This is a genomic window from Erythrobacter sp. QSSC1-22B, from assembly GCF_001678665.1.
In the GTDB taxonomy this organism is placed as follows: domain Bacteria; phylum Pseudomonadota; class Alphaproteobacteria; order Sphingomonadales; family Sphingomonadaceae; genus Qipengyuania.
In genome coordinates this window covers 146428-171879 of the sequence record NZ_LZRP01000002.1, presented here as the reverse complement: position 1 = coordinate 171879, position 25452 = coordinate 146428, and the positions used below count along the sequence as shown (strand labels likewise).

Annotated in this window: 29 protein-coding genes; 20 read left to right on the top strand and 9 right to left on the bottom strand. The window is 66.0% G+C overall.

Annotated elements, in window-relative coordinates; all coding sequences use genetic code 11:
• Positions 1-64: 64 nt before the first annotated feature.
• A complete protein-coding gene (locus A9995_RS04620; RefSeq protein ID WP_067609828.1) occupies positions 65-709 on the top strand; it encodes a YqaA family protein in 645 nt (214 codons plus the stop codon).
• Between the two features lie 175 nt (positions 710-884).
• Here the strand turns inward: A9995_RS04620 and A9995_RS04615 are convergent, their stop codons facing one another.
• From A9995_RS04615 to A9995_RS04590, 6 genes are all read right to left on the bottom strand, one after another.
• Entirely contained in the window at positions 885-1316 is a 432-nt protein-coding gene (locus tag A9995_RS04615; protein ID WP_067609826.1) for an OsmC family protein, read from the bottom strand.
• 41 nt (positions 1317-1357) lie between these two features.
• The gene (locus tag A9995_RS16530) at positions 1358-1852 is read right to left on the bottom strand and encodes a hypothetical protein (protein ID WP_145916805.1); all 495 of its coding nucleotides are present in this window, start codon (positions 1850-1852) and stop codon (positions 1358-1360) included.
• A 133-nt stretch (positions 1853-1985) separates the two neighbouring features.
• A complete protein-coding gene (locus tag A9995_RS04605; RefSeq protein WP_067609822.1) occupies positions 1986-3662 on the bottom strand; it encodes an AIM24 family protein in 1677 nt (558 codons plus the stop codon).
• A 4-nt stretch (positions 3663-3666) separates the two neighbouring features.
• Positions 3667-4923 (bottom strand): aminotransferase class I/II-fold pyridoxal phosphate-dependent enzyme, encoded by a 1257-nt coding sequence (locus A9995_RS04600; RefSeq protein ID WP_082992483.1) that lies wholly within the window; start codon positions 4921-4923, stop codon positions 3667-3669.
• Complete coding sequence (locus A9995_RS04595; RefSeq protein WP_067609820.1) at positions 4920-5189, bottom strand: acyl carrier protein; 270 nt, start codon at positions 5187-5189, stop codon at positions 4920-4922. Before A9995_RS04595 ends, A9995_RS04600 begins: the two co-directional genes overlap by 4 nt.
• 136 nt (positions 5190-5325) lie before the next feature.
• Positions 5326-5694: a response regulator gene (locus tag A9995_RS04590; RefSeq protein ID WP_067609818.1), complete on the bottom strand. Its 369-nt coding sequence runs from the start codon at positions 5692-5694 to the stop codon at positions 5326-5328.
• A gap of 120 nt (positions 5695-5814) precedes the next feature.
• Here A9995_RS04590 and A9995_RS04585 point away from each other — a divergent pair, with 120 nt between their 5' ends.
• The 5 genes from A9995_RS04585 to A9995_RS04565 are packed head-to-tail and all read left to right on the top strand — an operon-like array spanning position 5815 to position 9028.
• On the top strand, positions 5815-6048 hold the full coding sequence (locus A9995_RS04585) for a DUF3572 family protein (RefSeq protein ID WP_067609816.1): 234 nt from the start codon (positions 5815-5817) through the stop codon (positions 6046-6048).
• Positions 6045-6677 (top strand): hypothetical protein, encoded by a 633-nt coding sequence (locus A9995_RS04580; RefSeq protein WP_067609814.1) that lies wholly within the window; start codon positions 6045-6047, stop codon positions 6675-6677. Before A9995_RS04585 ends, A9995_RS04580 begins: the two co-directional genes overlap by 4 nt.
• Positions 6674-7132 carry a RidA family protein gene (locus tag A9995_RS04575; protein ID WP_067609812.1) on the top strand — a complete coding sequence of 153 codons (459 nt, stop codon included), beginning with the start codon at positions 6674-6676 and terminating at the stop codon, positions 7130-7132. The genes A9995_RS04580 and A9995_RS04575 overlap by 4 nt, the downstream gene beginning before the upstream one ends.
• The gene (locus tag A9995_RS04570) at positions 7104-7877 is read left to right on the top strand and encodes a glycerophosphodiester phosphodiesterase family protein (protein ID WP_067609809.1); all 774 of its coding nucleotides are present in this window, start codon (positions 7104-7106) and stop codon (positions 7875-7877) included. Before A9995_RS04575 ends, A9995_RS04570 begins: the two co-directional genes overlap by 29 nt.
• Positions 7874-9028: a GNAT family N-acetyltransferase gene (locus tag A9995_RS04565; protein ID WP_067609807.1), complete on the top strand. Its 1155-nt coding sequence runs from the start codon at positions 7874-7876 to the stop codon at positions 9026-9028. Before A9995_RS04570 ends, A9995_RS04565 begins: the two co-directional genes overlap by 4 nt.
• Positions 9029-9035: 7 nt before the next feature.
• Here the strand turns inward: A9995_RS04565 and A9995_RS04560 are convergent, their stop codons facing one another.
• Positions 9036-9365, bottom strand: coding sequence for a sel1 repeat family protein (locus A9995_RS04560; protein WP_067609804.1), 330 nt, complete (start codon positions 9363-9365; stop codon positions 9036-9038).
• A gap of 304 nt (positions 9366-9669) precedes the next feature.
• Here A9995_RS04560 and dksA point away from each other — a divergent pair, with 304 nt between their 5' ends.
• The 8 genes from dksA (at position 9670) to A9995_RS04520 (ending at position 15778) form a co-directional block, all read left to right on the top strand.
• Complete coding sequence (dksA, locus tag A9995_RS04555; protein WP_067609802.1) at positions 9670-10137, top strand: RNA polymerase-binding protein DksA; 468 nt, start codon at positions 9670-9672, stop codon at positions 10135-10137.
• A gap of 172 nt (positions 10138-10309) precedes the next feature.
• On the top strand, positions 10310-10684 hold the full coding sequence (locus A9995_RS04550) for a PilZ domain-containing protein (protein WP_067610316.1): 375 nt from the start codon (positions 10310-10312) through the stop codon (positions 10682-10684).
• A 106-nt stretch (positions 10685-10790) separates the two neighbouring features.
• Complete coding sequence (locus tag A9995_RS04545) at positions 10791-12236, top strand: ABC transporter substrate-binding protein (RefSeq protein WP_067609800.1); 1446 nt, start codon at positions 10791-10793, stop codon at positions 12234-12236.
• 5 nt (positions 12237-12241) lie between these two features.
• The gene (locus A9995_RS04540) at positions 12242-12664 is read left to right on the top strand and encodes a DUF4112 domain-containing protein (protein ID WP_067609798.1); all 423 of its coding nucleotides are present in this window, start codon (positions 12242-12244) and stop codon (positions 12662-12664) included.
• 36 nt (positions 12665-12700) lie between these two features.
• Complete coding sequence (locus A9995_RS04535; RefSeq protein ID WP_067609796.1) at positions 12701-13492, top strand: tryptophan 2,3-dioxygenase; 792 nt, start codon at positions 12701-12703, stop codon at positions 13490-13492.
• Complete coding sequence (gene kynB, locus A9995_RS04530; RefSeq protein WP_067609794.1) at positions 13489-14130, top strand: arylformamidase; 642 nt, start codon at positions 13489-13491, stop codon at positions 14128-14130. Before A9995_RS04535 ends, kynB begins: the two co-directional genes overlap by 4 nt.
• 11 nt (positions 14131-14141) lie before the next feature.
• Entirely contained in the window at positions 14142-15359 is a 1218-nt protein-coding gene (gene kynU / locus A9995_RS04525; protein ID WP_067609792.1) for a kynureninase, read from the top strand.
• A 113-nt stretch (positions 15360-15472) separates the two neighbouring features.
• Entirely contained in the window at positions 15473-15778 is a 306-nt protein-coding gene (locus tag A9995_RS04520; RefSeq protein ID WP_067609790.1) for a GIY-YIG nuclease family protein, read from the top strand.
• A gap of 133 nt (positions 15779-15911) precedes the next feature.
• Here A9995_RS04520 and A9995_RS04515 read toward each other — a convergent pair whose 3' ends face one another.
• Positions 15912-16520 (bottom strand): HNH endonuclease, encoded by a 609-nt coding sequence (locus A9995_RS04515; protein WP_067609788.1) that lies wholly within the window; start codon positions 16518-16520, stop codon positions 15912-15914.
• Between the two features lie 113 nt (positions 16521-16633).
• On the opposite strand from A9995_RS04515, the gene gluQRS reads away from it, so the two are divergent.
• The 5 genes from gluQRS (at position 16634) to A9995_RS04490 (ending at position 19803) form a co-directional block, all read left to right on the top strand.
• The gene (gluQRS, locus tag A9995_RS04510) at positions 16634-17491 is read left to right on the top strand and encodes a tRNA glutamyl-Q(34) synthetase GluQRS (protein ID WP_067609786.1); all 858 of its coding nucleotides are present in this window, start codon (positions 16634-16636) and stop codon (positions 17489-17491) included.
• A 12-nt stretch (positions 17492-17503) separates the two neighbouring features.
• Positions 17504-17734, top strand: coding sequence for an HIG1 domain-containing protein (locus tag A9995_RS04505; protein ID WP_067609783.1), 231 nt, complete (start codon positions 17504-17506; stop codon positions 17732-17734).
• Positions 17735-17844: 110 nt separating this feature from the next.
• Positions 17845-18423 carry a cob(I)yrinic acid a,c-diamide adenosyltransferase gene (locus tag A9995_RS04500; protein ID WP_067609781.1) on the top strand — a complete coding sequence of 193 codons (579 nt, stop codon included), beginning with the start codon at positions 17845-17847 and terminating at the stop codon, positions 18421-18423.
• A gap of 59 nt (positions 18424-18482) precedes the next feature.
• On the top strand, positions 18483-19367 hold the full coding sequence (locus tag A9995_RS04495) for a 3-hydroxyacyl-CoA dehydrogenase NAD-binding domain-containing protein (protein WP_082992481.1): 885 nt from the start codon (positions 18483-18485) through the stop codon (positions 19365-19367).
• Positions 19368-19428: 61 nt separating this feature from the next.
• A complete protein-coding gene (locus A9995_RS04490; RefSeq protein ID WP_067609779.1) occupies positions 19429-19803 on the top strand; it encodes a hypothetical protein in 375 nt (124 codons plus the stop codon).
• Here the strand turns inward: A9995_RS04490 and mutS are convergent, their stop codons facing one another.
• Positions 19804-22410, bottom strand: a complete 2607-nt coding sequence (mutS, locus tag A9995_RS04485; protein WP_199797213.1) for a DNA mismatch repair protein MutS — start codon at positions 22408-22410, stop codon at positions 19804-19806.
• A 115-nt stretch (positions 22411-22525) separates the two neighbouring features.
• Here mutS and A9995_RS04480 point away from each other — a divergent pair, with 115 nt between their 5' ends.
• Positions 22526-24790 (top strand): NADP-dependent malic enzyme, encoded by a 2265-nt coding sequence (locus A9995_RS04480; protein ID WP_067609777.1) that lies wholly within the window; start codon positions 22526-22528, stop codon positions 24788-24790.
• Positions 24791-25452: the final 662 nt, after the last annotated feature.

Below are 25452 nucleotides of genomic sequence, written 5' to 3'. Positions count from 1 at the left end.
TTGCCAGTCTCCCGCACAAGCCCTAACCGGCGCGCGCAAGCCGGGGGATGAGAGGTCGGGTAAGATGCTGCGCAGTCTCTACAATTGGACGCTCGAAAAGGCCGCTCATCCGCATGCGCTGTGGTGGCTCGCCGCCTTCAGCTTCATCGAATCGAGCTTCTTCCCGATCCCGCCGCACCCGCTGCTCGGGCTGATGTGTCTGGCCGATCCGAAAAAGGCGATCCGTTTCGCCGCGGTCTGCACCGGGGCTTCGGTGCTGGGCGGATTGTTCGGCTATCTCATCGGCTGGGGACTTTACGATACGATCGGCGCCTGGCTGATCGGTGCGCTCGGGCTGACCGAGGCCTTCCCGGTGGCCGCCTGCCACCTGCGCGAATATGATTTCGAGGCGATCCTGATCGCCGGCGCCACTCCGGTGCCGTTCAAGCTGCTGACCATCACCGCGGGCTTCATCGGGATGAATCTGGTCACCTTCACGCTCGCCAGCATCGTCGGCCGCGGGCTGATTTTCATGACCGTGGGGGTGTTGTTCCGCCTGTTCGGAGCGCCGATCAAGCTGTTCATCGACAAATATCTCGGGCTTCTGACCACGCTGTTCGTGGCGTTGGTGGTCGGCGGGATCCTCGCGCTGACGCTGATCGATACCGGCGGAGAAGGCGGAACGGCCGACGCCTGTTCACAGGCGACGACCGTCAATCCGCTGGTCTGAGCCAGGGGCGGGGCGGGCACCCGCCCCAACCATCGTCATTGCGAGCCGCCGCAGGCGGCGCGGCAATCCAGGGCCCAAACCGTCGGCTGCCAACGCCGGTTGCGGCAGTCAGCGGGCTCAGCCCATGGATTGCATCGTCGCTACACGCCTCGCAATGACGAGGGCGAGGGGCGTCTTAGCCCTCGAACTTGATATCCAGCGTGATCTCGGTGTCGAGCAGCTTCGAGATCGGGCAATTCTGCTTGGCGTCCTGCGCCAGCTCGTCGAATTTATCGCGTGCCAGACCGGAGACCTTGCCCTTGGTCGATAGTGCCGATTTGGTTACCTTGAACCCGGCATCGTCCTTTTCGAGCGTCACTTCCGCGCTGGTGGCGACCGAGCCGTCCTCGAAACCGGCCTCGGCCAGCTTGAACGACAGCGCCATGGTGAAGCACGCCGCATGCGCCGCGGCGATCAATTCCTCGGGATTGGTCCCGGCCTTGTCCTCGAATCGCGTCTGGAAGCCATAGGGCTGCGCCGAAAACGCGCCCGATCCGGTCGAGATATGGCCCTTGCCGTCCTTGCCGAGGCCCTCGTAGCTGGCGCTCGCTGTGTTGGTGGTCTTCATAAATGCGGTCTCCTTTCATCCTGTCAGACGAAAGGCGACGGTCAATGTTCCGAAGCCGTCACGGCGTCACCCCGATGCGGCGCGGCGCAGGCCAGCCGATCATCCGGGCCGGGGCGTGAGTAATCGCGTCCCCGGCGGCGGTCGCGGCGGTATTCGCGCCGGTCCCGACGGATCTCGCGGCGTTCGAAGTCGCGCCATTCGGCACGCGCTGCACGGCGATCCCGGCGGATCTCGCGGCGCGCCTCCCAATAGCGTTGCTGGGAATTGTTCCAGCGGTAGGCGCGCCGGTCGCGATCGTAGACATGGACCCCGGTGCCGGGATAATAATAATCGCCGTTCCAGCCATAATAGGGCTGCTGGTAGCGCCCGCCCGACTGGCCGTGGCCGCCCTTGTAATAGCCGCCGTCGTAATAGCCGCCGTCATAATAGTCCCCGGCGTAGCGGGGGCCGCCGCCATAGCCGCCGTAGGAACTACAGCCGGCCAGCGCGACGACCGCGGTCGCCAGTACTGCGGCGCGCAAGGGGGTCACAAACATGAAATCCGCTCCTGTGTTGTCGGAGTTTCATCATACACGCGCGCTTTGAACCCATACTGAACTCTGGTGGGCGTTGGGATTCAGGCAGGCTTGCCCGGGCTCTCCCTCTTGCCCGGCAGGACCCGGCGCAGGGTCAGATACCAAACGCCTTGAGCACGGTGTCGAAGCCGCCCTCGAGCCCGCCCCGGATCCCGCTGCGGCGACCGGCCATCGGCGCTTCCTCGATCACCAGCACGCCGTTGCTGTGGGCGTTACCGTCGCCGCTGCTGTGGGCGTGGCCATCCTCCACCCGGTCGCGGAACAGCGGCTCGCGGCCGAAGAAATAGGGCAGGAAGGTTTCGGACCTCGTGACCGTGTAGGCAGTCTGCGCGGAAAAACCGATCAGCTGGTCCTGCCCGAAGCGCCGGCCCCCTTGCGCCGGTTCGATCCGGACCCCGCGACCGCCTTTCACCACCAGCGATCCCGGCCCGTGGAAGACCAGATAGCGGAACTGGAAGGTCAGCCAGGCATGGAGACTGAACAACCGCCAGTGGCTGCGCACTTCCATAGGCCGGCCGGTCGGCTGGATGATGGCGGCGAGCGCGCGCGGCTGCATCACCATGGCGCCGCCCGCGGGCAGGTCGATCCGCGCGATCTCGGCAAAGGGATCGTCGCGCGCGGAAACGCCGAAGGCGAGGCCTGCTCCCCGGGCGCGGGTGAGGAAGGCCATCCCGCTCGCCAGGCTGGTGAGCGGGTTGCGCCAGCTCAGCAGCCATCGGGTGCGCATGTCGGCTTTGGCCGGGCTGGACTGGAGATAGCTCTGCCGCACCAGCAACTCGTCGCCGGTGCCGAGCGTGACCGACAGCGTCGGTCGCGAGCCGCCGCTGATAGCCAGCGGGGTGCCTATCCCGCTTGGCATGGCGAGACGTATCGGCGGGCCGCGTTCGACCAGCGGGGCGAGCAGGTAATAGAACAGCACCCGGATCGCGAGCGGCACCAGCAGGATCGCGAGGAGGGCGAGCAGCGCGGAAAGGGCGATGTCGCGCAGCGTGGTGCCGGAGACGTTTGCTACCGGATCTGGCAGCCGGGCGAGGGTGAAATCCTGCGCTGCGGCCAGTCGTTCGCGCGCCGTCGCAAGCGCCTCGGCTGCCGCGAGGCCGCGCGCTCTGCGCTGCGCGCGGCTTTCGGCCGCGGTGCAGATTTCGTCGCGCTGCGTCTGCAGAGTGGCGCGCTGCTGGAGTATGACGTTGCGCGCGGCCCGGTCGAGGTCGGGGCGCCGGTCGAAGGCCCCGAGCGCCTGGTCGGCACGGCTGCAGGCTTGCTGCGAGAGCGCGACGGCGCGCGCGGTCGGGATGCGGCGATAGGGGGCCAGCGCGGCTCCCGCGTCATCGAGGGCCGCGGCGCGCGCGTTCCTTTCCTGCATCGCCGCGTGCGCGGCCAGTTCCGCGTCGATCGCGGCACCGCGCAATTCGAGCCGCTTGCTTGCAAGAATCCGCGAAGGGCGGATCGTATCGAGCAGCCCGGCGCCCTGCGCCAACTCGGCATCCACCGCCTCGCGCTCGCGCTCGAGCGCCGCGCGCCGCTCGTCCAGCGCCTCGCTGCCGAGCGTGTCGGCCTGCTCGACACGAGCCGCCAGCGCTGCCTCGGCGCTGCGCCGGTCGTCGGCCAGCTGCCCGCGGACCGCCTCGACGCTCATCGCGTCCTGCCGCAGGTTCTCTCCCGACATTTGCCCGCCGAGCGATGGCCAGGCGAAAATGAAGAAGGCGATGGCCGCGCACAGCAGGAGGTAGAGCAGGCCCGTCCGCGCGAGCCATGCGAGAACGGGCTTCACTCGCTCACGCGGGGATGATTCCCACTGCCTTGCCCGCGCGTTCGAAGATCTGCAGGATCGTCGCGACTTCCTCTGCGCTGTGTTCGGCGCACAGCGAGCAGCGCAGCAGCGTCATGTTCGCCGGCGTCGCGGGCGGGCGCGCGAGATTGACGTAGAGGCCCTCCTTGAGCAGCGCCTCCCACATCATCGCGCCCTGCTGCAGATCGGGCATTATCACCGCGATGATCGCGCTCTGCGCCTCGGGGGTGCCGAGCTCGAAGCCCAGCCCGCGCAGGCCGGCGTGGAGGGTGCGCGAATTCTCCCACAGATGCGCGCGCTTGTTCGAGCCGTGCATCAGCTTGCGGATGCTGGTGGCGGCGGTCGCGACCACGCTGGGGGGCAGGCTGGCGGTGAAGACATAGGGGCGGCACACCAGCCGCATGATCTCGAACTTGGGGTGGTTGGAGACGCAGAAACCGCCGACCGTGCCGACGCTCTTGGAGAAGGTCCCGACGATGAAATCCACGTCGTCGATGACGCCCTGGTCCTCGCTGACCCCGCGGCCGTGCTCGCCGATGAAGCCCATCGAATGCGCCTCGTCGACCAGCACCATCGCGCCGTTTTCCTTGGCGACGCGGACCATCTCCTTGAGCGGGGCGACATCCCCGAGCATCGAATAGACGCCTTCGAGGATGACCAGCTTGCCAGCGCCCGCCGGGATCCGCTTGAGCCGCTTCTCCAGCGCCTCGACGTCATTGTGCTTGAACGGCACGACCTCGGCATTGCCCAGCGCGCAGCCGTCCCAGATCGAGGCGTGGCTGTCGAGATCGAGCACGATGTAATCGCCCTTGCCCGCAAGCGTCGAGATGATCCCGAGATTGGCCTGGTAGCCGGTCGAGAACACCATCGCGTGATCCATGGCGTAGAATTCGCGCAAGGCTTCCTCGCATTCGCGGTGGCCCTGGTAGGTTCCGTTGAGAACCCGGCTTCCGGTGGTGCCGGTGCCGAAATCCGCCAGCGCCTGCTTGCCGGCCGCGATCACGTCGGGATCGAAGGTCATTCCCATGTAATTGTAGGTACCGAGCAGGATGGTCTCGCGCCCGTTGCAAATGGCGCGGGTGGGCGACAGCACCTGTTCCATCACCAGGTTGTAGGGGTCTTCGATTCCGGTATCGAGCAGCCCCTGGCGCATCGCGATGAGCTCGTCGAACTTGCTGAGCAGATCGGGCGAATCGCCCGTGAGCGACTGCGGACGGTCGGCTTCCATGATGCCCTCGCTCATTCGCCCGTGCCCTTGCCCGCAGCCCTGGCAGCCTCGAGCTTGTGGACCGCATCGATCAGCTGGCTCCAGCGCTCGATTTCGGCCTGCTGGTTCATCGAGATGATGATATCGAAATCGTCCTCGATCGCGGCGACGAAATCCATCACGGTCAGGCTGTCGAACTCCAGATCGTTCTGGAACGAGGTATCCTCCGCGATCGCGATCCCTTTGGTGTTGAAGGGCGCGACCTGCGAACGGATGCGGCTGTCGACTTCGGCTCTGTCCATTATCGGCGGTCCAATTCTGTCTGTCGGCGGCGGGCGTTGCCCGCGCCGGGATGGGTTCGGCCAAAGCGGTTCGACCGGTCGTTTGTCAAGCGTCGCCCCGCTTCGGAGCGAGTGCGGGACGGGGCCTGCGAAACGCTCAATCGCCCAGCAACCCTCTGACCGCCGCCATGAATGGGCCGATCGAGACCGGCTTGGCGAGATAGTCGCTGGCGCCGGCATCGCGGATGCGATCCTCGTCGCCCTTGCCGGCATAGGCGGTGACCGCCAGCACCGGAGTGGCGGCGAAAGCATCGTCCTGTTTGAGCTGCGCGATCAGGTCGATCCCCGAGACATTGGGCAGCTGGATATCCATGATGACGAGCTGGGGCGCGTATTTCTTCGCGGTTTCCAGCACGTTCTGTCCGTCGGCCACCGGCACCACTTCATAGCCATTGGCCTTCAGGACGTCACAAAACAGCTTACGATTGAGGTCGTTGTCCTCGACAACCATGATTCTCTTTGCCACGGACCACGCTCCTGCTCGCTATCGTGCGGGCGTTAGGGCTTTCACGGGAGGCTGACAATTCTTCAGCGCAGACAGACCGGCCCGACGGGCACTGGAGCGGGCTCGGGCGACGCTGAAGCGTTGGCGCTGGCCGCGCTGGTGTGGGTGCTCGAGGACGAGCGCCGCGCCGAACGGCTGCTGACGCTTTCTGGCCTCACCCCCGACCAGTTGCGCGACGGGCTGACCGATACCGCGGTGCTCTCGGCGGTGCTCGATTTCCTCGCCGCGCACGAACCCGACCTGCTCGCCGCCGCCGCGGCGCTTGGCGTCCCACCCGAGCGGATCGTCGCCGCGCAACGGAGTCTTTCCGCATGAACCGCCCGCTGGTAATTTCCGATTGCGACGAGGTGCTGCTGCACATGGTGGCGCATTTCCGCGACTGGCTGGGCGAGGAAACCCCGGTCGATTTCAGGATGGATGGCGCCGACTTCGGCAACGCGATGCGCTGGCGCGACAGCGGCGAACCGCTCGAGCAAAAGGAAATCTGGCGCTATCTCGGCCAGTTCTTCGACACCCAGATGGATCGCCAATTGCCCATCACCGGGGCGATCGAGGGGATCAACACGCTGGCGGAAAAGGCCGATGTGGTGATTCTCACCAATCTCACCGACGAGCGCCAGATGCACCGCGTCGAACAGCTCGCAAAGCACGGCGTTAACGCCAAGGTCTACACCAATCAGGGCCCCAAGGGCCCGGCGCTGAAGCGCATCGTCGCCGAATACGAGCCCAGCCGGGCAATCTTCATCGACGATCTCCCGCAGCATCACCAGTCGGCGCGCGAGACGCTCGCCGCCGAGATCACCACGTTGCACCTGTGCGGCGAACCCGCGCTGGCACCGCATATCGCCTGCGCGCATCAGGCCGGCCACGCCGATGCCCGCATCGACGACTGGGCCAATGCGCTGCCCTGGCTGCTCGACCGTATCGAAGGAAAACCCGCATGAGCATCTCCGCCCGTCTCGAGGAACTTGGCCTCGTCCTGCCCAAACCGGCCGCACCCGTCGCCAGCTATCAACCGCTGGTGGTGCAGGGCGGCTGGTGCTTCGTCTCGGGGCAATTGCCCTTCGTCGATGGCGCGCTGGTGACCGGCAAGCTGGGCGCGGATGTGACGCTCGAACGCGGCCAGCAGGCGGCGCGCGCCTGCGGGTTGATGATCCTGGCGCAGCTCGATGCTGCGGGTCTGCTCGAGCGGGTGACGCAGGTCGTCAAGCTGGGCGGCTTCGTCGCCTCGACGCCTGATTTCACCGACCAGCCCAAGGTCGTCAACGGCGCCTCGGACCTGATGTTCGAAGTGTTCGGCGAGAGCGGCCGCCATGCGCGCAGCGCGGTTGGCGTGCCGGTGCTGCCGCTCGATGCGGCGGTCGAAGTGGATGCCATCCTTGCCGTTCGCGACGCTTGATCGCCTGCTGACCTCGGCCCCCGACCCGGCGCGGGTCGGCTGGCTACGCGACTGGACCTATGCGCATCGCGGGCTCCATTCGCCCGGCGTGCCCGAGAACTCGCTCGCTGCCTTCGCGGGCGCCATGGCGGCGGGCTACGGGATCGAATGCGACATCCAGCGCAGCCGCGACGGCGAGGCGATGCTGCTCCACGACTGGGAGCTCGAGCGGTTGACCGGGATCAGCGGGCCGCTGGCGACACGCAGCGCGCAGGAGCTGGGGCAGATCGCCTTTCTCGATTCCGAACACCGCATCGCACGGCTGGCCGATCTGCTCGATCTGGTGGCGGGGCAGGTGCCGGTGCTGATCGAGATCAAGTCGCGCAGCGGCTACGACGTCAAGCGCTCGTGCCGCGCGGTTGCGCGGGCGCTGGAAGGCTACCAGGGTGCGGTTGCAGTTATGAGTTTCGATCCACGTGTACCGAAATGGTTCGCCAAACACGCCCCTGCGGCGCTCCGAGGGCTGGTGATCAAGGAAACCGCTGACGGGCCGACCCCGCACCGCTGGCAGCGCCACCTGGCGCTGTGGCACGGGCAGCCCGAATTCGTCGCCTACGATATCCGCGCGCTGCCCAATCCGCTGGCGACCAGCCTGCGCGAGCGGGGCTTTCCGCTGCCGAGCTGGACCGTCGACACGCCCGACAAGGCGCGCCACGCTGCCCTGCACGCCGACGCGCCGATCGTCGAAGGCGAGGGCTTCGCATGAGCGACGGCGCACCCGACGCCCCGCTGGTGGCCAAGGTCGGCGGCTCGGTCGGCGCTTTCGCGGCCGCCGACTGGGATGCGCTCAACCCCTCGGGGAATCCCTTCGTCAGCCATGCCTTCCTCACCGCGCTCGAGGATTCGGGCAGCGTCGGTGAAGGCACCGGCTGGCAATCGGCACCGATCGTCATCGAGGACGAGGAGGGGCGCTTGCGCGCCGCATTGCCGTCCTATCTCAAGGGCCACAGCCAGGGCGAATATGTCTTCGACCACGCCTGGGGCGATGCCTATCAGCGCGCGGGCGGGCGGTATTATCCCAAGCTGCAGATCGCCGCGCCCTTCACCCCCGCCACCGGTCCGCGGCTGCTGCTCGCCGACGAGGCGCTCGCCCGCCCGCTGCTCGAAGCCGCACAGCAACTTTGCACGCAGAACGGCTTTTCCTCCGCCCACGCGACTTTCATCGAGACCGGCCAGCAGAAGCGGTTCGAGCAGGCAGGCTGGATGCTGCGCCACGACGTCCAGTTCCACTGGCACAACCGCGATTACGGCGGCTTCGACGATTTTCTCGCCGACCTCTCCTCGCGCAAGCGCAAGGATCTGCGCAAGGAGCGCGCCGCGGCGCAAGCGTCGGTCGCGATCCAGCGGCTGCGCGGCGACGACATTCGTCCCGAGCATTGGGATGCGTTCTGGATTTTCTATCAGGATACCGGCGCGCGCAAATGGGGGACGCCCTACCTCACCCGCGAAGCCTTCGACCTGTTCCAGCAACGGATGGGCGATGCGCTGCTGCTGGTGCTTGCTTTCGAGGATGGCGCGCCGGTGGCGGGCGCGCTCAATTTCATCGGTCGCGACGCGCTCTACGGGCGCTACTGGGGCTGCACGAAGGACATCCGCTTCCTGCATTTCGAACTGTGCTATTATCAGGCGATCGACGCGGCGATCGAGCTTGGCCTGAACCGCGTCGAGGCGGGCGCGCAGGGCGGGCACAAGCTGGCGCGGGGCTACGAACCGGTCACCACCGTCTCGGCGCACTGGATCGCCGATCGCGGCTTTGCCGCCGCGGTGGCGGATTTCCTCGAGCGCGAGCGCGAGGGCGTGGCGCAGGACAGGATGTTTCTGGGCGAGCGGACTCCGTTCCGCAAAAGCCCGGACTGACACGAAATCAGGCGGCGCGGCGGCCTTCCAGCCCCAGCCATTCGCGTGCCCGGCGCTGGGCTTCGGCGATTTCGCGCGCGGTCATCTCGTCCGAGATGTCGGCGCGGCACCAGGCCGCTTCGTCATGACCGCGCGAGGCGGCGATGTTGAACCATTTGTGCGCCTCGACCATGTCGCAGACCACCCCGTGGCTACCGGTCGAAAACGCGACCCCCAGATCGTAGAGCGCATCCACGCTGCCGCCGGTGAAGGCCGCGAGGCATTCCGCGATCAGCGCATCGGCCTGTCGGCCCTGGACGATTTCTCCGCCCCCTCCTTCGATTGCCTTGAATTGCATCGAACTTCCCCTGTTTGCGCCGGCACCCTCTTTAGCCGACGCTCCATGCTTCCCAATTTGTGGTCAAGAAAAGGTTAACGCCCGGCTGGAAAGCTGGCCTGGCCGGGTGGCGAGCCAGGCGAAACCGCACCCTGCGAGGTGCCGGGGCGGGGCGGTACCGGCATTGCTGCTTGTGCCGCACCGGGGCCGAGCCTATAGGCCGCGCCCAAGGGATGCCCATGGTGTTACCGGGAAAACCCGGGGCGAGCGGTTCGGTGGTCTTCTGGTACGATTAAAGGGTTTAAACAACGGGATAGAGGTGTCGATGGTCGGGGCGGCGTCCGCAGAAACAGCAGACAAGGAAGAGCTGGTCCGGATCAGGCAGGCGGTCGGTATCGACTACGTGCCCGGTGACGACGAGCCCTATATGTCCGAACGCCAACTCGACTATTTCCGCATGCTGTTGCTGGAATGGAAGCGATCGATCCGCAGTTCTGCAGAATCGACGCTGCAATCGCTTCAGGACGGTCCGATCCGCGAGCCCGATCTCGCCGATCGCGCATCGAGCGAAACCGACTGGGGCATCGAACTGCGCACCCGCGACCGGCAACGCAAGGTCACCGCCAAGATCGACTCGGCGCTGCGCCGGATCGACGAAGGCGAATATGGCTATTGCGAGGTGACCGGCGATCCGATCGGCCTGAAGCGCCTGATCGCGCGCCCGGTGGCGACGATGACGGTGGAAGCGCAGGAGGCGCACGAGCGCCGCGAGAAGATCTCCCGCGACGATTGAAGCCCGGCCCGCACGCCCGGCTCGGACAAGGCGCTCACACGGCTTGCACAACGGCCCGCAATCGCGCCACCGCTTACTCTTTGTTCAGCCTTTCTTGCTAGCTCGAACCCCGGTCGCACAAATGGCACGGGCATCACTCGCCGGCGCAAGTGCACAAGAGGAATTCACGATCATGTCCGCTGTCGATACGCGAAATCTGGATCGCGACAGCCTGTTCCTGATGGCGCAGATCACCTTCGACGGGAGAGCCGAATCCGCGCGCGGCAAGGTTCGCAATCTGTCGGCCGGGGGCATGATGGTCGAAGGCGAATTCGAGGTCGAACGCGGCACCCGCCTCACCGCCGAATTGCGCAATATCGGCAAGGTAAAGGGCAATGTCGCCTGGGTTCAGGGTTCGCGCATCGGGGTGGCCTTCGACAAGGAAATCGATCCCAAGCTCGCCCGGGCCCCGGTTGGCACCAAGGGCTCCGAGGTCCCCAGCTTCGCCCGCCCGGCGCTCGATGCACCAAAATTCGATGGCTCCGGACACAGCTTCCGACGGATTTGAGCGGCTGTTGGCAGCTTCCTGCTGACGCGTTGCTGCCCACCTGCTAGGCCTTGGCGCGACCATGCGCGCCCTTCCTGCACCACCTTTCCTGCTCGCGCCCCTCCTGATGGCGCCTCTCCTGATGTCGCTGGCTGCCTGCAGCGCGAGCCAGCAGGACGGCGTTACCGATGTCGCGATCATCGGCACCGAACAGGGCATGTTTACCGAGGGTCTGCGTCTCCCCTTCGAAGCCCAGCATCTGCGCGCCGCGACGCGGCAGGGGCTGGTCGCGCTCGACGAACAGGGGCAGGTCGTGCCCGCCATCGCCGAACGCTGGATCGTGACCGACGATGGTCAGAGCTACATCTTCCGGATCCGCGAATTCGATTTTGCCGATGGTACGAGGCTGACCGCGCAATCGGTGCGGGCCTCGCTGAGCCGCACCCTCGGGCTGCTCGAGGACACCACCATGGGGCTCGACCTTGCGAATATCCGCGACGTTCGGGCGATGACCGGGCGGGTCGTGGAAATCCGCCTTCACAGCCCGATGCCCGATCTGCTGCAGCTGCTCGCTCAGCCCGAGATGGGGCTGGCGCTGGGCGAGGCGGAGGTCGGTCCGATGCGCCTCACCCGCGACGGCGCTGCTGCCGAACTGACTCCGCTGCGGCCCGAGCAACGCGGCCTGCCCGAGCAACCCGACTGGGACGAGACGGTGCACCCGTTGCGGATTTACGCGGTCGATGCCCGCAATGCGACCGATGGCTTTTCCTCCGGCCGCTACGATCTGGTGCTCAACGGTCGGCTCGTTGACCTGCCGCTGGCGGATATCGGTGCGCTGGCTCGCGGGACCATCCGGCTCGATGCCACCAAGGGGCTGTTCGGCCTCGATGTTCTGCGCGCCAGCGGCTTTCTGAGCGTTCCGGCCAATCGCGAGGCACTGGCGATGGCGCTCGATCGCGCGGCGTTGATCGAGCCGTTCAACATCGGCGGCTGGATTCCGACCACGCGGGTGGTCGCGCCCGGCCTGGCAAACGATGATGGTTCGGTGCCCGAGCGCTGGATCGCGCTGACGATCGAGGAGCGGCGGGCCGAGGCAATGCAGCGGGTCGCGGCCTGGGAAGCGCAGAACGACGCCGAGGTGTCGCTACGCCTCGCGCTGCCCGAAGGGCCGGGGTCGGACATATTGTTCGATGCACTTGTGGAGCAGTATGGCGAGATCGGGGTCGCGCTCGAGCGGGTCGAGATGGGCGACAAGGCCGATCTGGCATTGCGCGACCGGGTCGCGCGCTATGCCGGTGCGCGCTGGTTCCTCAACCAGTTCAATTGCGCGGTCTCGCGTGCCCTGTGCTCGCCGGATGTCGATTTCGTGGTCGGACTGGCTGCCGAATCGCGCGATCCGGCGGAGCAGGCGAGCTATCTGGCCGAAGCGGAAACCGCGCTCGCCGCGGTCAATGGCTACATCCCCATCGGCGCACCGATCCGCTGGTCGCTGGCGCGCGCCGGGGTCGCCGGCTTTTCCGAAAATCCATGGAACTTCCACCCCTTGTTCCCGCTTTCGCGCGCGCCCATGTAGAACCGATGCAACCGCACGATCCCAAGCGCCCGATCCCGATGGGAATGGACCTGCCCACCGGCAACGACCCGGTCTCGATCCGTCGCCGGGTCGAGGCGCTCGAGCATGTTCTCGAACGCAGCTTCCGGATTCCGGGGGTGAACTATCCGGTCGGTCTCGATGCGATCGTCGGGCTGGTGCCCGTGGTCGGCGATCTGATCACCGCCGCGATGGGCGCCTATATCGTCTGGGAAGGCAAGAACCTCGGCATGCCGAAATGGAAGCTGTGGCGGATGGCGGGCAATGTCGCCTTCGACACCGCGGTGGGCGCGGTGCCGCTGGTGGGCGACGCTTTCGACCTGGTGTTCCGCTCCAACACCCGCAATTTGCGGATCATCCGCAAGCATCTCGACAAGCATCATCCCGCGACGCGGGTGATCGACGGGTAGTTTCGCACCCGCCAGCTTCGCGCTAGGGCAGTCGGCATGACCGCAGACATAACCTACGCCTCCTATCTCGATCTCGACCGCATCCTCGCGGCGCAGCATCCCGCTTCCGATGCGCATGACGAGATGCTGTTCATCATCGTCCACCAGGCGAGCGAGCTGTGGCTCAAGCTGTGCCTGCACGAGCTGCAGGCCGCGCGCGATTGCATCGCTGCGGACAATCTGCGCCCCGCCTTCAAGATGCTATCCCGCGTCGCGCGGGCGCAAGGCCAGCTGATCCAGAGCTGGGACGTGCTCTCGACCATGACCCCGCATGATTATTCGACCCTCCGGCCGCATCTGGGCGGCTCCTCGGGCTTCCAGTCGGCGCAATACCGGATGATGGAATTCCTGCTCGGCGGGCGCAATCCCGACATGATCACCATGCACGAGGCGGTGCCGCAGGTGGCGGAGGAATTGCGCGCCGAGCTCGAACGCCCGAGCATCTATGCCGCGGTGGTGCATCTGCTCGCACGGCGCGGCTTCGACCTTCCCCCCGAAGTGCTGGAGCGCAACCACGGCCTGACCTGGGAACATTCCGATGCACTTGAGGCGGTCTGGGCCGAAATCTACCGCAACCCGGAGGAGTGCTGGGACCTCTATGAACTGGCCGAAAAGCTGGTCGATCTGGAATATCATTTCCAGCGCTGGCGCTTCGGCCATTTGAAGACCGTCGAACGGATCATCGGCTTTAAGAAGGGCACCGGCGGGACTCCCGGTGTGCCCTATCTCGCGGGCGTGCTCAAACAGGCCTTCTTCCCCGAACTCTTGAGCGTCAGGACCGCGCTTTGACCAGCTGGAAATCCGAGCGCCGCCTGTGGGACATCAGCCAGGTGCTGCGCCCCGGGCTCCCGGTCTGGCCGGGGGATACATCGTTCGGCTTTGCCCGGACCTGGCAGATGGAAGAGGGCTCGCCGGTCAATGTCGGGCGGATAACGATGAGCACGCATTCGGGCACCCACGCCGACGCGCCGCTGCATTACGCAGCAGACGGGCTCGATGCCGCACAGATGGAGCTCGACCCCTATATCGGCACTTGCCTGGTGGTGGATGCGCGCGGGGTGCGCGGCGCGGTCGATGTCGCCGACCTGCCCTCGATCGACAGCGTCGATCGCGTGCTGTTCCGGACCTGGGATGCCTTCCCGCACGACCACTGGCGCAGCGACTGGCTGCCGATTTCGCCCGAGGCGGTGGAATGGCTGGCGCTTCAGGGGGTCAAGCTGATCGGCACCGACGCGCCCTCGGTCGACCCGCAGGAGAGCAAGACCATGGCGGCGCACAGAGCGGTGCTGGAGCATGATATGCGCATACTCGAAGGGCTGGTGCTCGATGACGTGTCCGAGGGCCGCTACGAGCTGATCGCGCTGCCGCTCAAGGTTGGCGGTGGCGACGCCGGCCTGTGCCGTGCAGTGCTGAGGGAGCTCGCATGATGCCGACAGACATGCAGGAGCGCGCCCGCGAATTCGATGCCGCCGATCCGCTCGCAGCCTATCGCGACCGCTTCGTCCTGCCCGAGGGGGTGGTCTATCTCGATGGCAATTCACTGGGGTGTCTGCCCAAGGCGACGCCGGCGCGACTGGCCGAAGTGGTGGGCCGCGAATGGGGCGAGGACCTGATCCGCAGCTGGAATACCGCCGACTGGATTTCGATGCCGCAACGCGTCGGCGGCAAGATCGCGCCACTGATCGGCGCGCAGCCACATGAAGTGATCGCCTGCGACAGCGTCTCGGTAAACCTGTTCAAGCTGATCTCCGCCGCGCTGGCGATGCGACCGGAGCGAAAGGTGATCCTCTCCGAACCGGGCAATTTTCCCACCGATCTCTACATGATCGAAGGGCTGGAACAGCAGGGGCTCGCCGAGCGGCGGCTGGCGCCGCGCGAGCGCATCGCCGAAGCGCTGGATGACAATGTCGCGCTGCTCATGCTCACCCACGCGCATTACAAGACCGGCGAATTGTTCGACATCGCCGCGCTGACCCGCGCCGCGCACGAAGCGGGCGCGCTGGTGCTTTGGGACCTGTCGCATTCGGGCGGTGCGCTGCCGCTGGGCCTCGATGCCTGCCAGGCGGATTTCGCGGTCGGCTGCGGTTACAAATATTTCAACGGTGGCCCCGGTGCGCCCGCCTATGCCTATGTGGCAGAGCGCCATCTGGATGCGACCCGGCAGCCTTTGACCGGCTGGTTCGGCCACCGGGCCCCGTTCGCCTTCAGCGACGATTACGAGCCTGCGCCCGGCATCGAGAGGCTGCTGTGCGGCACTCCGCCGATCCTCGGGCTGGCGGCGCTCGAAGTGGGTGTCGATCTCATCGCCGAAATCGGGGTCGAGCGGCTTTACGAAAAGTCCAAGGCGCTCTCCGAATTCTTCCGTGAGTGCCTGTTGGAACGCGGGATCGAACTGGACCTCGTCAGCCCGACCGATCCGGCCAAGCGCGGCAGTCAGCTCTCCTTCCGCCACACGGAGGCCTATGCGCTCAGCCAGGCAATGATCGCCCGCGGCGTGATCGGCGATTTCCGCGACCCCGATATCCTCCGCTTCGGCTTTGCGCCTGCCTATCTGCGCTTCGCCGACATGGCTGAAGCGGCGCGGCATCTGGCCGAGGTGTTTGCGACGGGCGAATGGCAGCGGCCGGAGTTTTCGCAGCGGGCGGCGGTAACCTAGCGGCTCTCGACCCGCCATGGATGGCGTCGTCGCTGCGCTCCTCGCCATGACGAAAGGGTGGTAAGGGACTGCCCAACCCACCTTCGTCATTGCGAGCGAAAGCGAAGCAATCCATGGCCCAACACCGCCATTTCCACCCCGCGGTCTACCTCATGGCCAGCCACCGCAACGGCACGCTCTACTGCGGGGTAACCTCGGACCTGCCCAAGCGTGCCTGGCAGCACCGCGAAGGTCAGGTCGAGGGGTTCTCGAAACGCTACGGCTGCAAACATCTGGTGTGGTTCGAGCTCCACGCGACGATGGATTATGCGATTCTCCGCGAGAAGCAGCTCAAGGCCGGTTCGCGGAAGCGGAAAATCGCGCTGATCGAGGCGGCGAACCCCGAATGGCGCGATCTGTTCTTCGATCTGCAGCGGTAGTCCGTGGATGGCGTCGTCGCTACGCTCCTCGCCATGACGAAGGGGAGGGTGCGTGCAAATGAGCCCCCTCGTCATTGCGAGCGTAGCGAAGCAATCCATCGCCCTGCCTCGCCAAACGTACGAACCTAAGCGGTCAAGCCTCCAGCTCGATGTCCCAGTAGAGCCAGTCGCGCCACGTCTCGTGCAGATAGTTGGGCGGGAACTGCTTGCCGTACTGCTGCAATTGCCAATGCGTCGGGCGGATCGGTTCGGCGTAGAGGTGCATCCCCGCCTGTTTGGGGGTGCGGCCGCCCTTTTTCATGTTGCACGGTGCGCAGGCGGTGGCGATGTTTTCCCAGGTCGTCTTGCCGCCGAGCCTGCGGGGCAGGACGTGGTCGAAGGTCAGATGGCTCTGGCTGCCGCAGAACTGGCAGGAAAACCGGTCGCGCAGGAACAGGTTGAACCGCGTGAAGGCGGGAAACTCGCTCGGCCGGACATATTGCTTGAGCGCGATCACGCTGGGGATCTTCATGTCGAGCGAGGGCGAATGGACGTGGCGCTCGTAGCTCTCGATGACATCGACCCGGTCGAGGAAGATCGCCTTGATCGCGGTCTGCCACGGCCACAGGCTGAGCGGGTAATAGGACAGCGGGGTGTAATCCGCGTTGAGCACCAGCGAGGGGCAGGACTGCAGGTCCCGCGAAGGGTCCTCGTCGCTGGTGCGGAACCTTGCGGCCCGTTCGATCAGTTCGGCTCTCAACACCTCGAGCGTTCCTCCGATGAAAGCCAGAATGCACTTGCAAGAAAAAGCGTCAAGCCTGTTACAGACAGCCTATCCACAAACTTCTCCCCAAAGCCGAACCCCGGACGCCCCGCTTGCCCATCACCCGCTTCGCTCCCAGCCCCAATGGTCCGCTGCATCTCGGGCATGCCTATTCGGCGCTGGTCGCGCATGATCTGGCACATGATCTGGCGCGAGACGCCGGGGGGCGTTTCCTGCTGCGGATCGAGGATATCGATGGCGCTCGCTCGCGGGCCGGGCTGGCGGATATGTTCCGGCGCGATCTGGCTTGGCTGGGGCTGGAATGGGACGAGGTCCCGGCGCAGTCGACGCGGCTGGCGGAGTATGCGCGCGCGGCGGATTGGTTGCGCGACGAGGGCCTGCTCTATCGATGTAGCTGCACCCGCGCGGAAATCGCCGAGGATGCGGCCAGCATTGGATCGGCCAGCACCGCACCCGAAGGGCCGGTCTATGGCGGGCGCTGCCGACGCGATGGGCCGGTGGCGGGGCGCGCTGTGGCCTGGCGGCTGGATACCGCCAGGGCGATCGCGCGCACCGGACCGCTGACCTGGACCGATGCGCTCGCGGGCGAACAACCGGCGCGGCCCGAACTGCTCGGCGATGTCGTGCTGGTCCGCAAGGACGAGCCCGCGAGCTATCACCTCGCCGCCACGCTCGACGATGCTGCCGATGGCGTCACGCTGGTCACCCGCGGGCAGGATCTGTTCACCGCCAGCCATGTCCACCGGCTGCTGCAGGCACTGCTCGGCCTGCCCGAACCGCGCTGGCACCACCACCCGCTGCTGCTCGACGCGGCTGGCAAAAAGCTCGCCAAGCGGCGCAATTCGCCCTCGCTGGAAGACCGGCGCGCAGGCGGCGAAGATGGTCTCTTGCTTGCCGCGCAACTGCGCTTGCAGCGATTTCCTGATGGTATTTCGCTCGGCACCCCCTAGATTGTTTGGGCTATGAACACCTTTCTCATCATCCTCCTCGCCCTCCTGTGTCTTTTCGTCGTGATCTCGCTGGTACGCGGGATTGTGGCCTTCATGAAGACCACCAAAATCGATCTGGAGACGGGCGAGGGAGAAACCGTCACCGAAATGCAGACGATGCAGAACAAGATGATGTTCGCGCGCATCAAGTATCAGGCGCTGGCGGTGTTCGTGGTCGCGGTTATGCTGAGCGTCGCCCGCTAGTTTCCCCGCAGGCGTTCGCGCCCGGTTGCTTTCACGCATCACATGATCGAGGGACGTCCCTGTATTCGCCGATAGGCCGGTAATCCGGTATTCGCAGACAGGGATGGACGATGGTCAAGCTCAACAAGATCTACACGCGCACCGGCGACGATGGTACCACCGGGCTGGTCGACGGCTCGCGGCTGGAAAAACACGCCCTGCGCATGGAAGCGATCGGCGCGGTGGACGAGGCCAATTCCATGCTCGGCTTTGCCGCGCTGGCGCTCGACAAGGGCGAACACGCCGATGCGCTGTTCCGGATCCAGAACGATCTCTTCGATCTCGGCGCCGATATCGCCACCCCGGCCGAGCAAGGCGACGATTTCGCGCCCTCGCAGATGGTGCTGCGGATCGTCGCGGCGCAGGTCGACTGGCTCGAGGCGCGGATCGACGAGGCCAACGCCAGGCTCCAACCGCTGACCAGCTTCGTCCTGCCCGGCGGCAGCGAGGCAGCGGCGCGGCTGCATCTGGCGCGCGCCTCGTCCCGTCGTGCGGAACGGTCGATGACCGCGCTCGCCGGCACCGCGCCGACCAACCCGCAGGCGCTCGCCTATATCAACCGATTGTCGGACTATCTCTTCGTGCTGGCACGCGTCGCCAACGCCGATGGCGCTGATGATGTGAAGTGGGTACCGGGCGCGAACCGCTAGCCAAGACCTTCGAACGTCGATAACAGCCGCTTTTTGCTGCAAGTGCGAAGGAAATTTCGATGACCAAGCCGATGACCGATACCGTGGCCGTGATCGGCGCGGGCCAGATGGGTTCGGGCATCGCCCAGACCGTTGCGATGCATGGCACGCAGGTGCTGCTCGCCGATGTCGACCTCGCCACCGCGCAGGCCTCGGTCGCGGGCATCGATGCCGCGCTGGGCAAGCTCGTGGGCAGGGGCAAGCTGGAAATCGCCGATGCCGAGGCGACGCTCGCGCGGATTACCCCGGTCGGCGATTACGCGCCCATGGCCGAAGCGAAGCTGATCATCGAGGCTGCCACCGAGCGTGAGCAGATCAAGCAGGCGATCTTCGAGAAGGCGGGCAAGGTGCTCGGCGCCGAGGCGATCCTGGCATCCAACACCAGTTCCATCCCGATCACAAGGATGGCCAATTTCTCGCCCGATCCCGAGCGCTTCATCGGGCTGCACTTCTTCAATCCGGTGCCGGTGATGAAGCTGATCGAGGTGATTCCCGGGCTCGCCACCAGCGAGGCGACCACCCAGGCCACGGTGGCTTTCGCCGAGGGGTTGGGCAAGGAAGTGGTGCTGAGCCAGGACGAGCCGGGCTTCGTGGTCAACCGCATCTTGCTTCCGATGATCAACGAGGCGGTGTTCCTGCTCGGCCAGGCGACCGCGGGGATCGCCGATATCGACAAGGGTTGCCGGCTCGGGCTCAACCATCCGATGGGGCCGCTGCAGCTCGCCGATTTCGTCGGGCTCGACACCTGTCTCGATATCCTGATGGTGCTCTACAAGACCACCCGCGATTCCAAATATCGCCCCGCGCCGCTGCTGGTGAAATATGTCGAGGCGGGCTGGCTGGGGCGCAAGACCGGGCGTGGCTTCTACGATTACACCGGCGAGGAGCCGGTGCCGACACGCTAGCCCACGCTAGGCGGAACCGCCCGCCCGCGCCGCTCGTTCACACTCCAAAGGAGTTTATGAAATGAGCGATGCGAAAAACACGAAGCCCGACAGCAAAACCGACGGCGGCGAGAGCAAGGAGGTGCGGATGGCCGATCAGGCCCCCGAGCTGCACAATGACGAGCAGGACGATCACCGCAACCAGGCGCAGCAGGTCGCCACCGAGGCGCAGCAGCTGACGCCCAAGACCGGTTCGCCCACCGAAAGCGTCAAAAGCGACAACAAGTCTGGTCTGATGAACGATTCGACCCAGGATCTGGTCGATCACATGCGCGACATGGAAAGTTCGGGCCGGGTCGATATGGATGCCTTCAAGGGCGAACCCAATCACGACGACAATGTCGACAAGTACGGCAAGGGCCACAAGCCCGATGGCTTGCGCGGCGACGGAACTTGATCAGCCGGGCTCGCCCGCGTCCCGCTTGAGCTCGTAGAGCAATTCGAGCGCTTCTCGCGGGCTGAGCCGGTCGATATCGAGCGCGTCGAGCTGATCGCGTAAGGGGTCGCTTTGTCGTTCCTCGGCCGCCGCGACGCTGGCCGCGAATAACGGTAGTTCGCCGAGGCCTGCGGCCAGTCCGCCGGTTGCGGCGCGGCCCTTTTCGAGTTTGTCGAGGACTGCCTTGGCGCGCTTGAGCACGGGTGGCGGGACCCCCGCCAGCCGCGCTACCGCGAGCCCATAGCTGCGATCCGCAGCGCCCTCGGCAAGCTCGTGGAGCAGCACCAGATCGCCTTTCCATTCGCGCGCGCGGACATGGTGGAGGCTGAGCGAATCGCAGGTCTCCGCCAGCCGCGACAGCTCGTGGTAATGCGTCGCGAACAGGCAGCGACAGCGCAGCGTCTCGTGGACCGCCTCGACCACCGCCCAGGCCAGCGCCATCCCGTCATAGGTCGAGGTCCCGCGCCCGACCTCGTCGAGGATCACAAAGCTGCGCTCGGTTGCCTGCGCGAGGATCGCGGCGGTCTCGACCATCTCGACCATGAAGGTCGAACGCCCGCGCGCCAGATTGTCCGAGGCGCCGACCCGGCTGAACAACCGGTCGGCGATGCCCACCCTCGCGCTGGTGGCGGGGACGAAGCTGCCCGCCTGCGCCAGCAGCAGGATCAGCGCGTTCTGGCGCAGAAACGTCGATTTGCCGCCCATATTGGGCCCGCCGATTAGCCACAGCCGGTCGTCGGGCGAAAGCATGCAGTCGTTGGCGACGAACCGCTCGTTACCGCGCGACAATGCCTGCTCGACCACCGGATGGCGCCCCGCCTCGATCGCGAGACAGGGTTCGTCGACCAGGTCTGGCTTGCACCAGCCACCCTCGACCGCGCGTTCGGCCAGCCCGGCTGCGACATCGATCCGAGCCAGCGCCTCGGCGGTGGCGGCGATCGCTTCGCGCCGCGCGACCACCTCGTCCACCAGCGCCTCGAAATGCGCGTCTTCGGCGGCGAGCGCGTGTCCGCCCGCTTCGGCGATACGGGTCGCCTCTTCGTGGAGCCCCAGCGAATTGAACCGCACCGCGCCCGCCATGGTCTGGCGATGGCTGAACCCGCTGTCAGCCGCCATCAGCCGGTCGGCATGCTTGGCGGGAACCTCGATGAAATAGCCCAGCACCTTGTTGTGCTTGATCTTGAGCGAGGGCGTGCCGGTCTCGTCGCGATATTTCGCCTCGAGCGCGGCGATGGCGCGGCGGGCATTGCCGCTGGTTTCGCGCAGCGCGTCGAGCGCGTGGTCGTAGCCCGCGGCGATGAAACCGCCCTGGCCGCGCTCGGTCGGGGGCGAGGGTACCAACGCGAGATCGAGATGATCGACCAGCTCGGCATGCCCGCCCAGCGCCGCACTGGTCCGCCCGAGCAGTTCGGGGAGGTCCGTGCCGCCCTGCAGCAGGTCGCGGATCCGCCGCGCTTCGGACAATCCGTCGCGCACCTGCCCGAGATCGCGCGGGCTGCCGCGCCCCGCAACCACGCGGCCCAGCGCGCGGCCGATATCGGGCGCCCCGCGCAGCAGGCCGCGCAGATCGGCGCGCAGCAGCGGATCGGACTGGAAATGGCGCACCGCCGCCAGCCGCGCCTCGATCGCGGTACGCTCGGCCAGCGGTGCGGCGAGATCCTCGGCGAGCAGCCGCGCGCCCGCGCCGGTGACGCAGCGATCCAACGTCGCCAGCAGGCTGCCTTCGCGCCCGCCGGCTTGCGCGGCGAGGATCTCGAGGCTCGACCTTGTCGCCGCATCCATCGCCAGATGCGCCGTGGCCCCGCGCGCCCGCGGCGGTAGCAGGAATGGCATCTCGCCGCGCCCGGCATGGTCGAGATAGGCCAGCAACCCGCCCGCCGCCGCCAGCATGGGGCGGGTAAAATCGCCCAGGCCATCGAGCGTGGCGAGCCCGTGAAGCTCTTTCAGCCGCGCCTCGCCCGCCTCGCTGCGGAACTCGCCGCGCGGGCGGGGGGTCGCGTTGTCGGGGGCGGGTTCGAAATCGTCGGGCACCACCAGCTCGCTCGCGCCCAGCCGTGCCAGCGCCGCCTCGAGCGCCTCGGGGGCGCATTCTTCCAGCTCCATCCGCCCGGTCGAGATATCGCAGGCGGCGATCCCGACCGCGTCGCGCAAGGGCGCGATCGCGACCAGCAGATTGGCACGGCGCGGATCGAGCAGCGCATCCTCGGTCAGCGTGCCCGCGGTGACGAAGCGGACGATGTCGCGCGCCACCAGCGCCTTCGAGCCGCCGCGCTGTTTGGCCTCTTCCGGCGTCTCGACCTGTTCGGCGATCGCCACCCGGCAACCGCCGCGGATCAACCGCGCGAGATAGCCTTCCGCGGCATGCACCGGCACCCCGCACATCGGCACCGGCTCGCCATCATGCGCGCCCCGGCTGGTCAGCGCGATGTCGAGAATGCCAGCGGCCACCCTCGCGTCCTCGAAGAACAGCTCGAAAAAATCGCCCATCCGGTAGAACAGCAGCGCATCCCCCGCCTGCTCCTTGAGCGCGTGGTATTGCTGCATCATCGGGGTGTCGCCGCCGGCCATTGCGCCCGAGTGCCAAGTGCCAGCCGATTCGGGAAGCGCGCAGACCCGGCCTTTCCCCTATCGCTTGGCCGGACGGAGGGTTAGGGCGGCCCAGCAAGCGAATGGAGATGCGACGATGGCCGAAGAGAAGCAGACCGGTTTTACCGAGCGCGAGGCCCTGTTCTACCACGAGACGATCCGTCCGGGTAAGATCGAGATCGTCGCTTCCAAGCCGATGGCGACCCAGCGCGACCTCAGCCTCGCCTATTCGCCCGGCGTCGCGCACCCCGTCCAGGCGATCGCCGACGATCCCGCCAACGCCGCGCGCTACACCGCGCGCTCCAACCTCGTTGCGGTCATCACCAACGGCACCGCGATCCTCGGCATGGGCAATCTCGGCGCGCTGGCGGCAAAGCCGGTGATGGAAGGCAAGGCGGTGCTGTTCAAGCGCTTCGCCGATGTCGATGCGATCGATATCGAGCTCGATACCGAGGATCCCGAGGCCTTCATCAACGCAGTCGCGCTGATGGAGCCGACCTTCGGCGGGATCAATCTGGAAGACATCAAGGCGCCCGAATGCTTCATCATCGAGGCCGCGCTGCGCGACAAGATGAACATCCCGGTGATGCATGACGACCAGCACGGCACCGCGATCATCGCGGTCGCGGGGCTGATCAATGCATGCGAGCTGACCGGACGCCCGCTCAAGGACTGCAAGATGGTGGTCGCCGGTGCCGGTGCCGCCGCACTCGCCTGCACCGCGCTGGTCAAGGCGATGGGGATGCCGCACGAAAACGTGATCGTCTGCGACCGCGACGGCCCGATCTATCGCGGCCGCGAGGAAAGCATGGACCAGTGGAAGAGCGCGCATGCGGTCGACACCGACGCGCGCAGCCTCGAAGAGGCGCTGGTCGGCGCGAACATCTTTCTCGGCCTTTCGGCCGCCGGTGCGCTCAAGCCCGAATGGATCGCGCATATGGGCGATCAGCCGATCATCTTCGCGATGGCCAACCCGATCCCCGAGATCATGCCGGAAGAGGCCAAGGCCGTGCGCCCCGATGCGATCATTGCCACCGGGCGCAGCGACTATCCCAACCAGGTCAACAACGTGCTTGGCTTCCCCTTCATTTTCCGCGGCGCGCTGGATGTCCAGGCGACCACGATCAACGAGGAAATGAAGATCGCCGCCGCCGAAGCGATCGCCCGGCTGGCGCGCGAGCGGGTGCCCGAGGAGGTCGCCGCGGCTTACGGCGTCAACCACCAGTTCGGGCGCGACTACATCATCCCCGCGCCGTTCGACCCGCGGCTGATCGAGGTCGTCTCGAGCGCGGTCGCGAAGGCGGCGATGGATTCGGGCGTGGCGCTCAAGCACATCGAGGATTTCGAGGAATACGCGCATCGCCTCAAATCCCGGCTCAACCCGACCACCGCCGCGCTGACCAACATCTACAGCCTCGCCAAGGCCAACCCCAGCCGGATGGTTTTCGCCGAGGCGGAAGAGGAAGTGGCGTTGCGCGCCGCGATCCAGTTCCGCGATTTCGGCTATGGCGAACCGATCCTGGTCGGCCGCACCGAGAAGGTGCGCGAGAAGCTGGTCGAGCTCGCGGTCGACGATCCGGACAGCTACATCATCGAGAATTCGGCGCTGTCGGACAAGGTCCCGGCGATGAACGAATATCTCTACAAGCGGTTGCAGCGGCGCGGCTATACCGAGCGCGATGTCGCCCGGATGGTCAATCAGGAACGCAACGTCTTTGCCGCGCTGCTGGTGGCGCTGGGACATGGCGACGGCATGATCACCGGGCTCACCCGGACCTTCAGCCAGAGCGCGCGCGAAGTGGGCCGGGTGCTCGATCCCAAGCCGGGTGCAACCCCGTTCGGCATCCACATGATGATCGGCAAGAACCACACCACCTTCCTTGCCGACACCACCATCAACGAACGCCCCACCGCCGAAGAGCTGGCGCATATCGCCACCGAGACCGCTTCGGTGGCGCGCCGGATGGGTCACGAACCGCGGGTCGCGTTCCTCTCGTATTCGACCTTCGGCAACCCTTCCGGCCAGTGGCTGGACAATATCCGCGCGGCGGTGGCGCTGCTCGACAAGCAGGAGCCGGGCTTCGAATACGAGGGCGAGATGGCGCCCGACGCCGCGCTCAACCCCAAGGTGATGAAGCTCTATCCCTTCAGCCGCCTCTCGGGCCCAGCCAATGTGCTGATCATGCCCGGGCTGCAGTCGGCCAACCTCTCGGCCAAGCTGCTGCGCGAGCTGGGCGGCGAGGCGACCATCGGCCCGATGATGATCGGGATGGAAAAGCCGGTCCAGATCGCGCCGATGACCGCGATCGCCCCCGACATGCTCACGCTGGCGGTGCTGGCGAGCGCCGGAGTGGTGGGGTAGCGGTCGGCGCGACGCGATTTGCGCGCCGGCGCCTATTTGCGGCGGAAGCGGAAGTACCAGATGTCGTGGATCTTTAGTTCTAAAGAACTGTATTTTATATCGAATTTTGTAATTCGAGGGTGATGGCACTGAATCTGGCAATCACCCGGTAATCACCGAATCTGGTGCTTGAGTTCGCCTGGTTCAGCGAAAGACAGAGCATCCTACTCAGGTAGCATGTGACAAAGTCTCCCATAACAGAGCGGCCTATGAAGCTTGGAGAGATGCAATTACTCAGACGAATGGCCAATAGGAGACGAAGCAATTGCTCCTTGAGCGGCTTGCGCTCGCGGCACAAGCGGCCGTACTAATCGGTCCGCACAACCCTTTGCCTCAAGTCTTCTGCCACTTGCGACTTCTTTCGCGCGGTCACGCCTATCGCGCATTCGATGCCGTTTGTTGACTGGCGGGTTCCGGGCATGGAACTGCGGAATCCGGACCCAGTCAGCCAATCCATTGAATGTCCGCAGTGGCGTTTGGAACGACAAAAGGTGCCAGACAGGTCACGGCCCAGTTTGCGACGTTCGCGACAAAAAGTCCGTTTCCCGAAAGCTGTCATTCAATCAACAACAGCTTAGGAGCGGGAATTGGTCCGTGTGTGGACGGCCCTCCGTTGGCAAGGA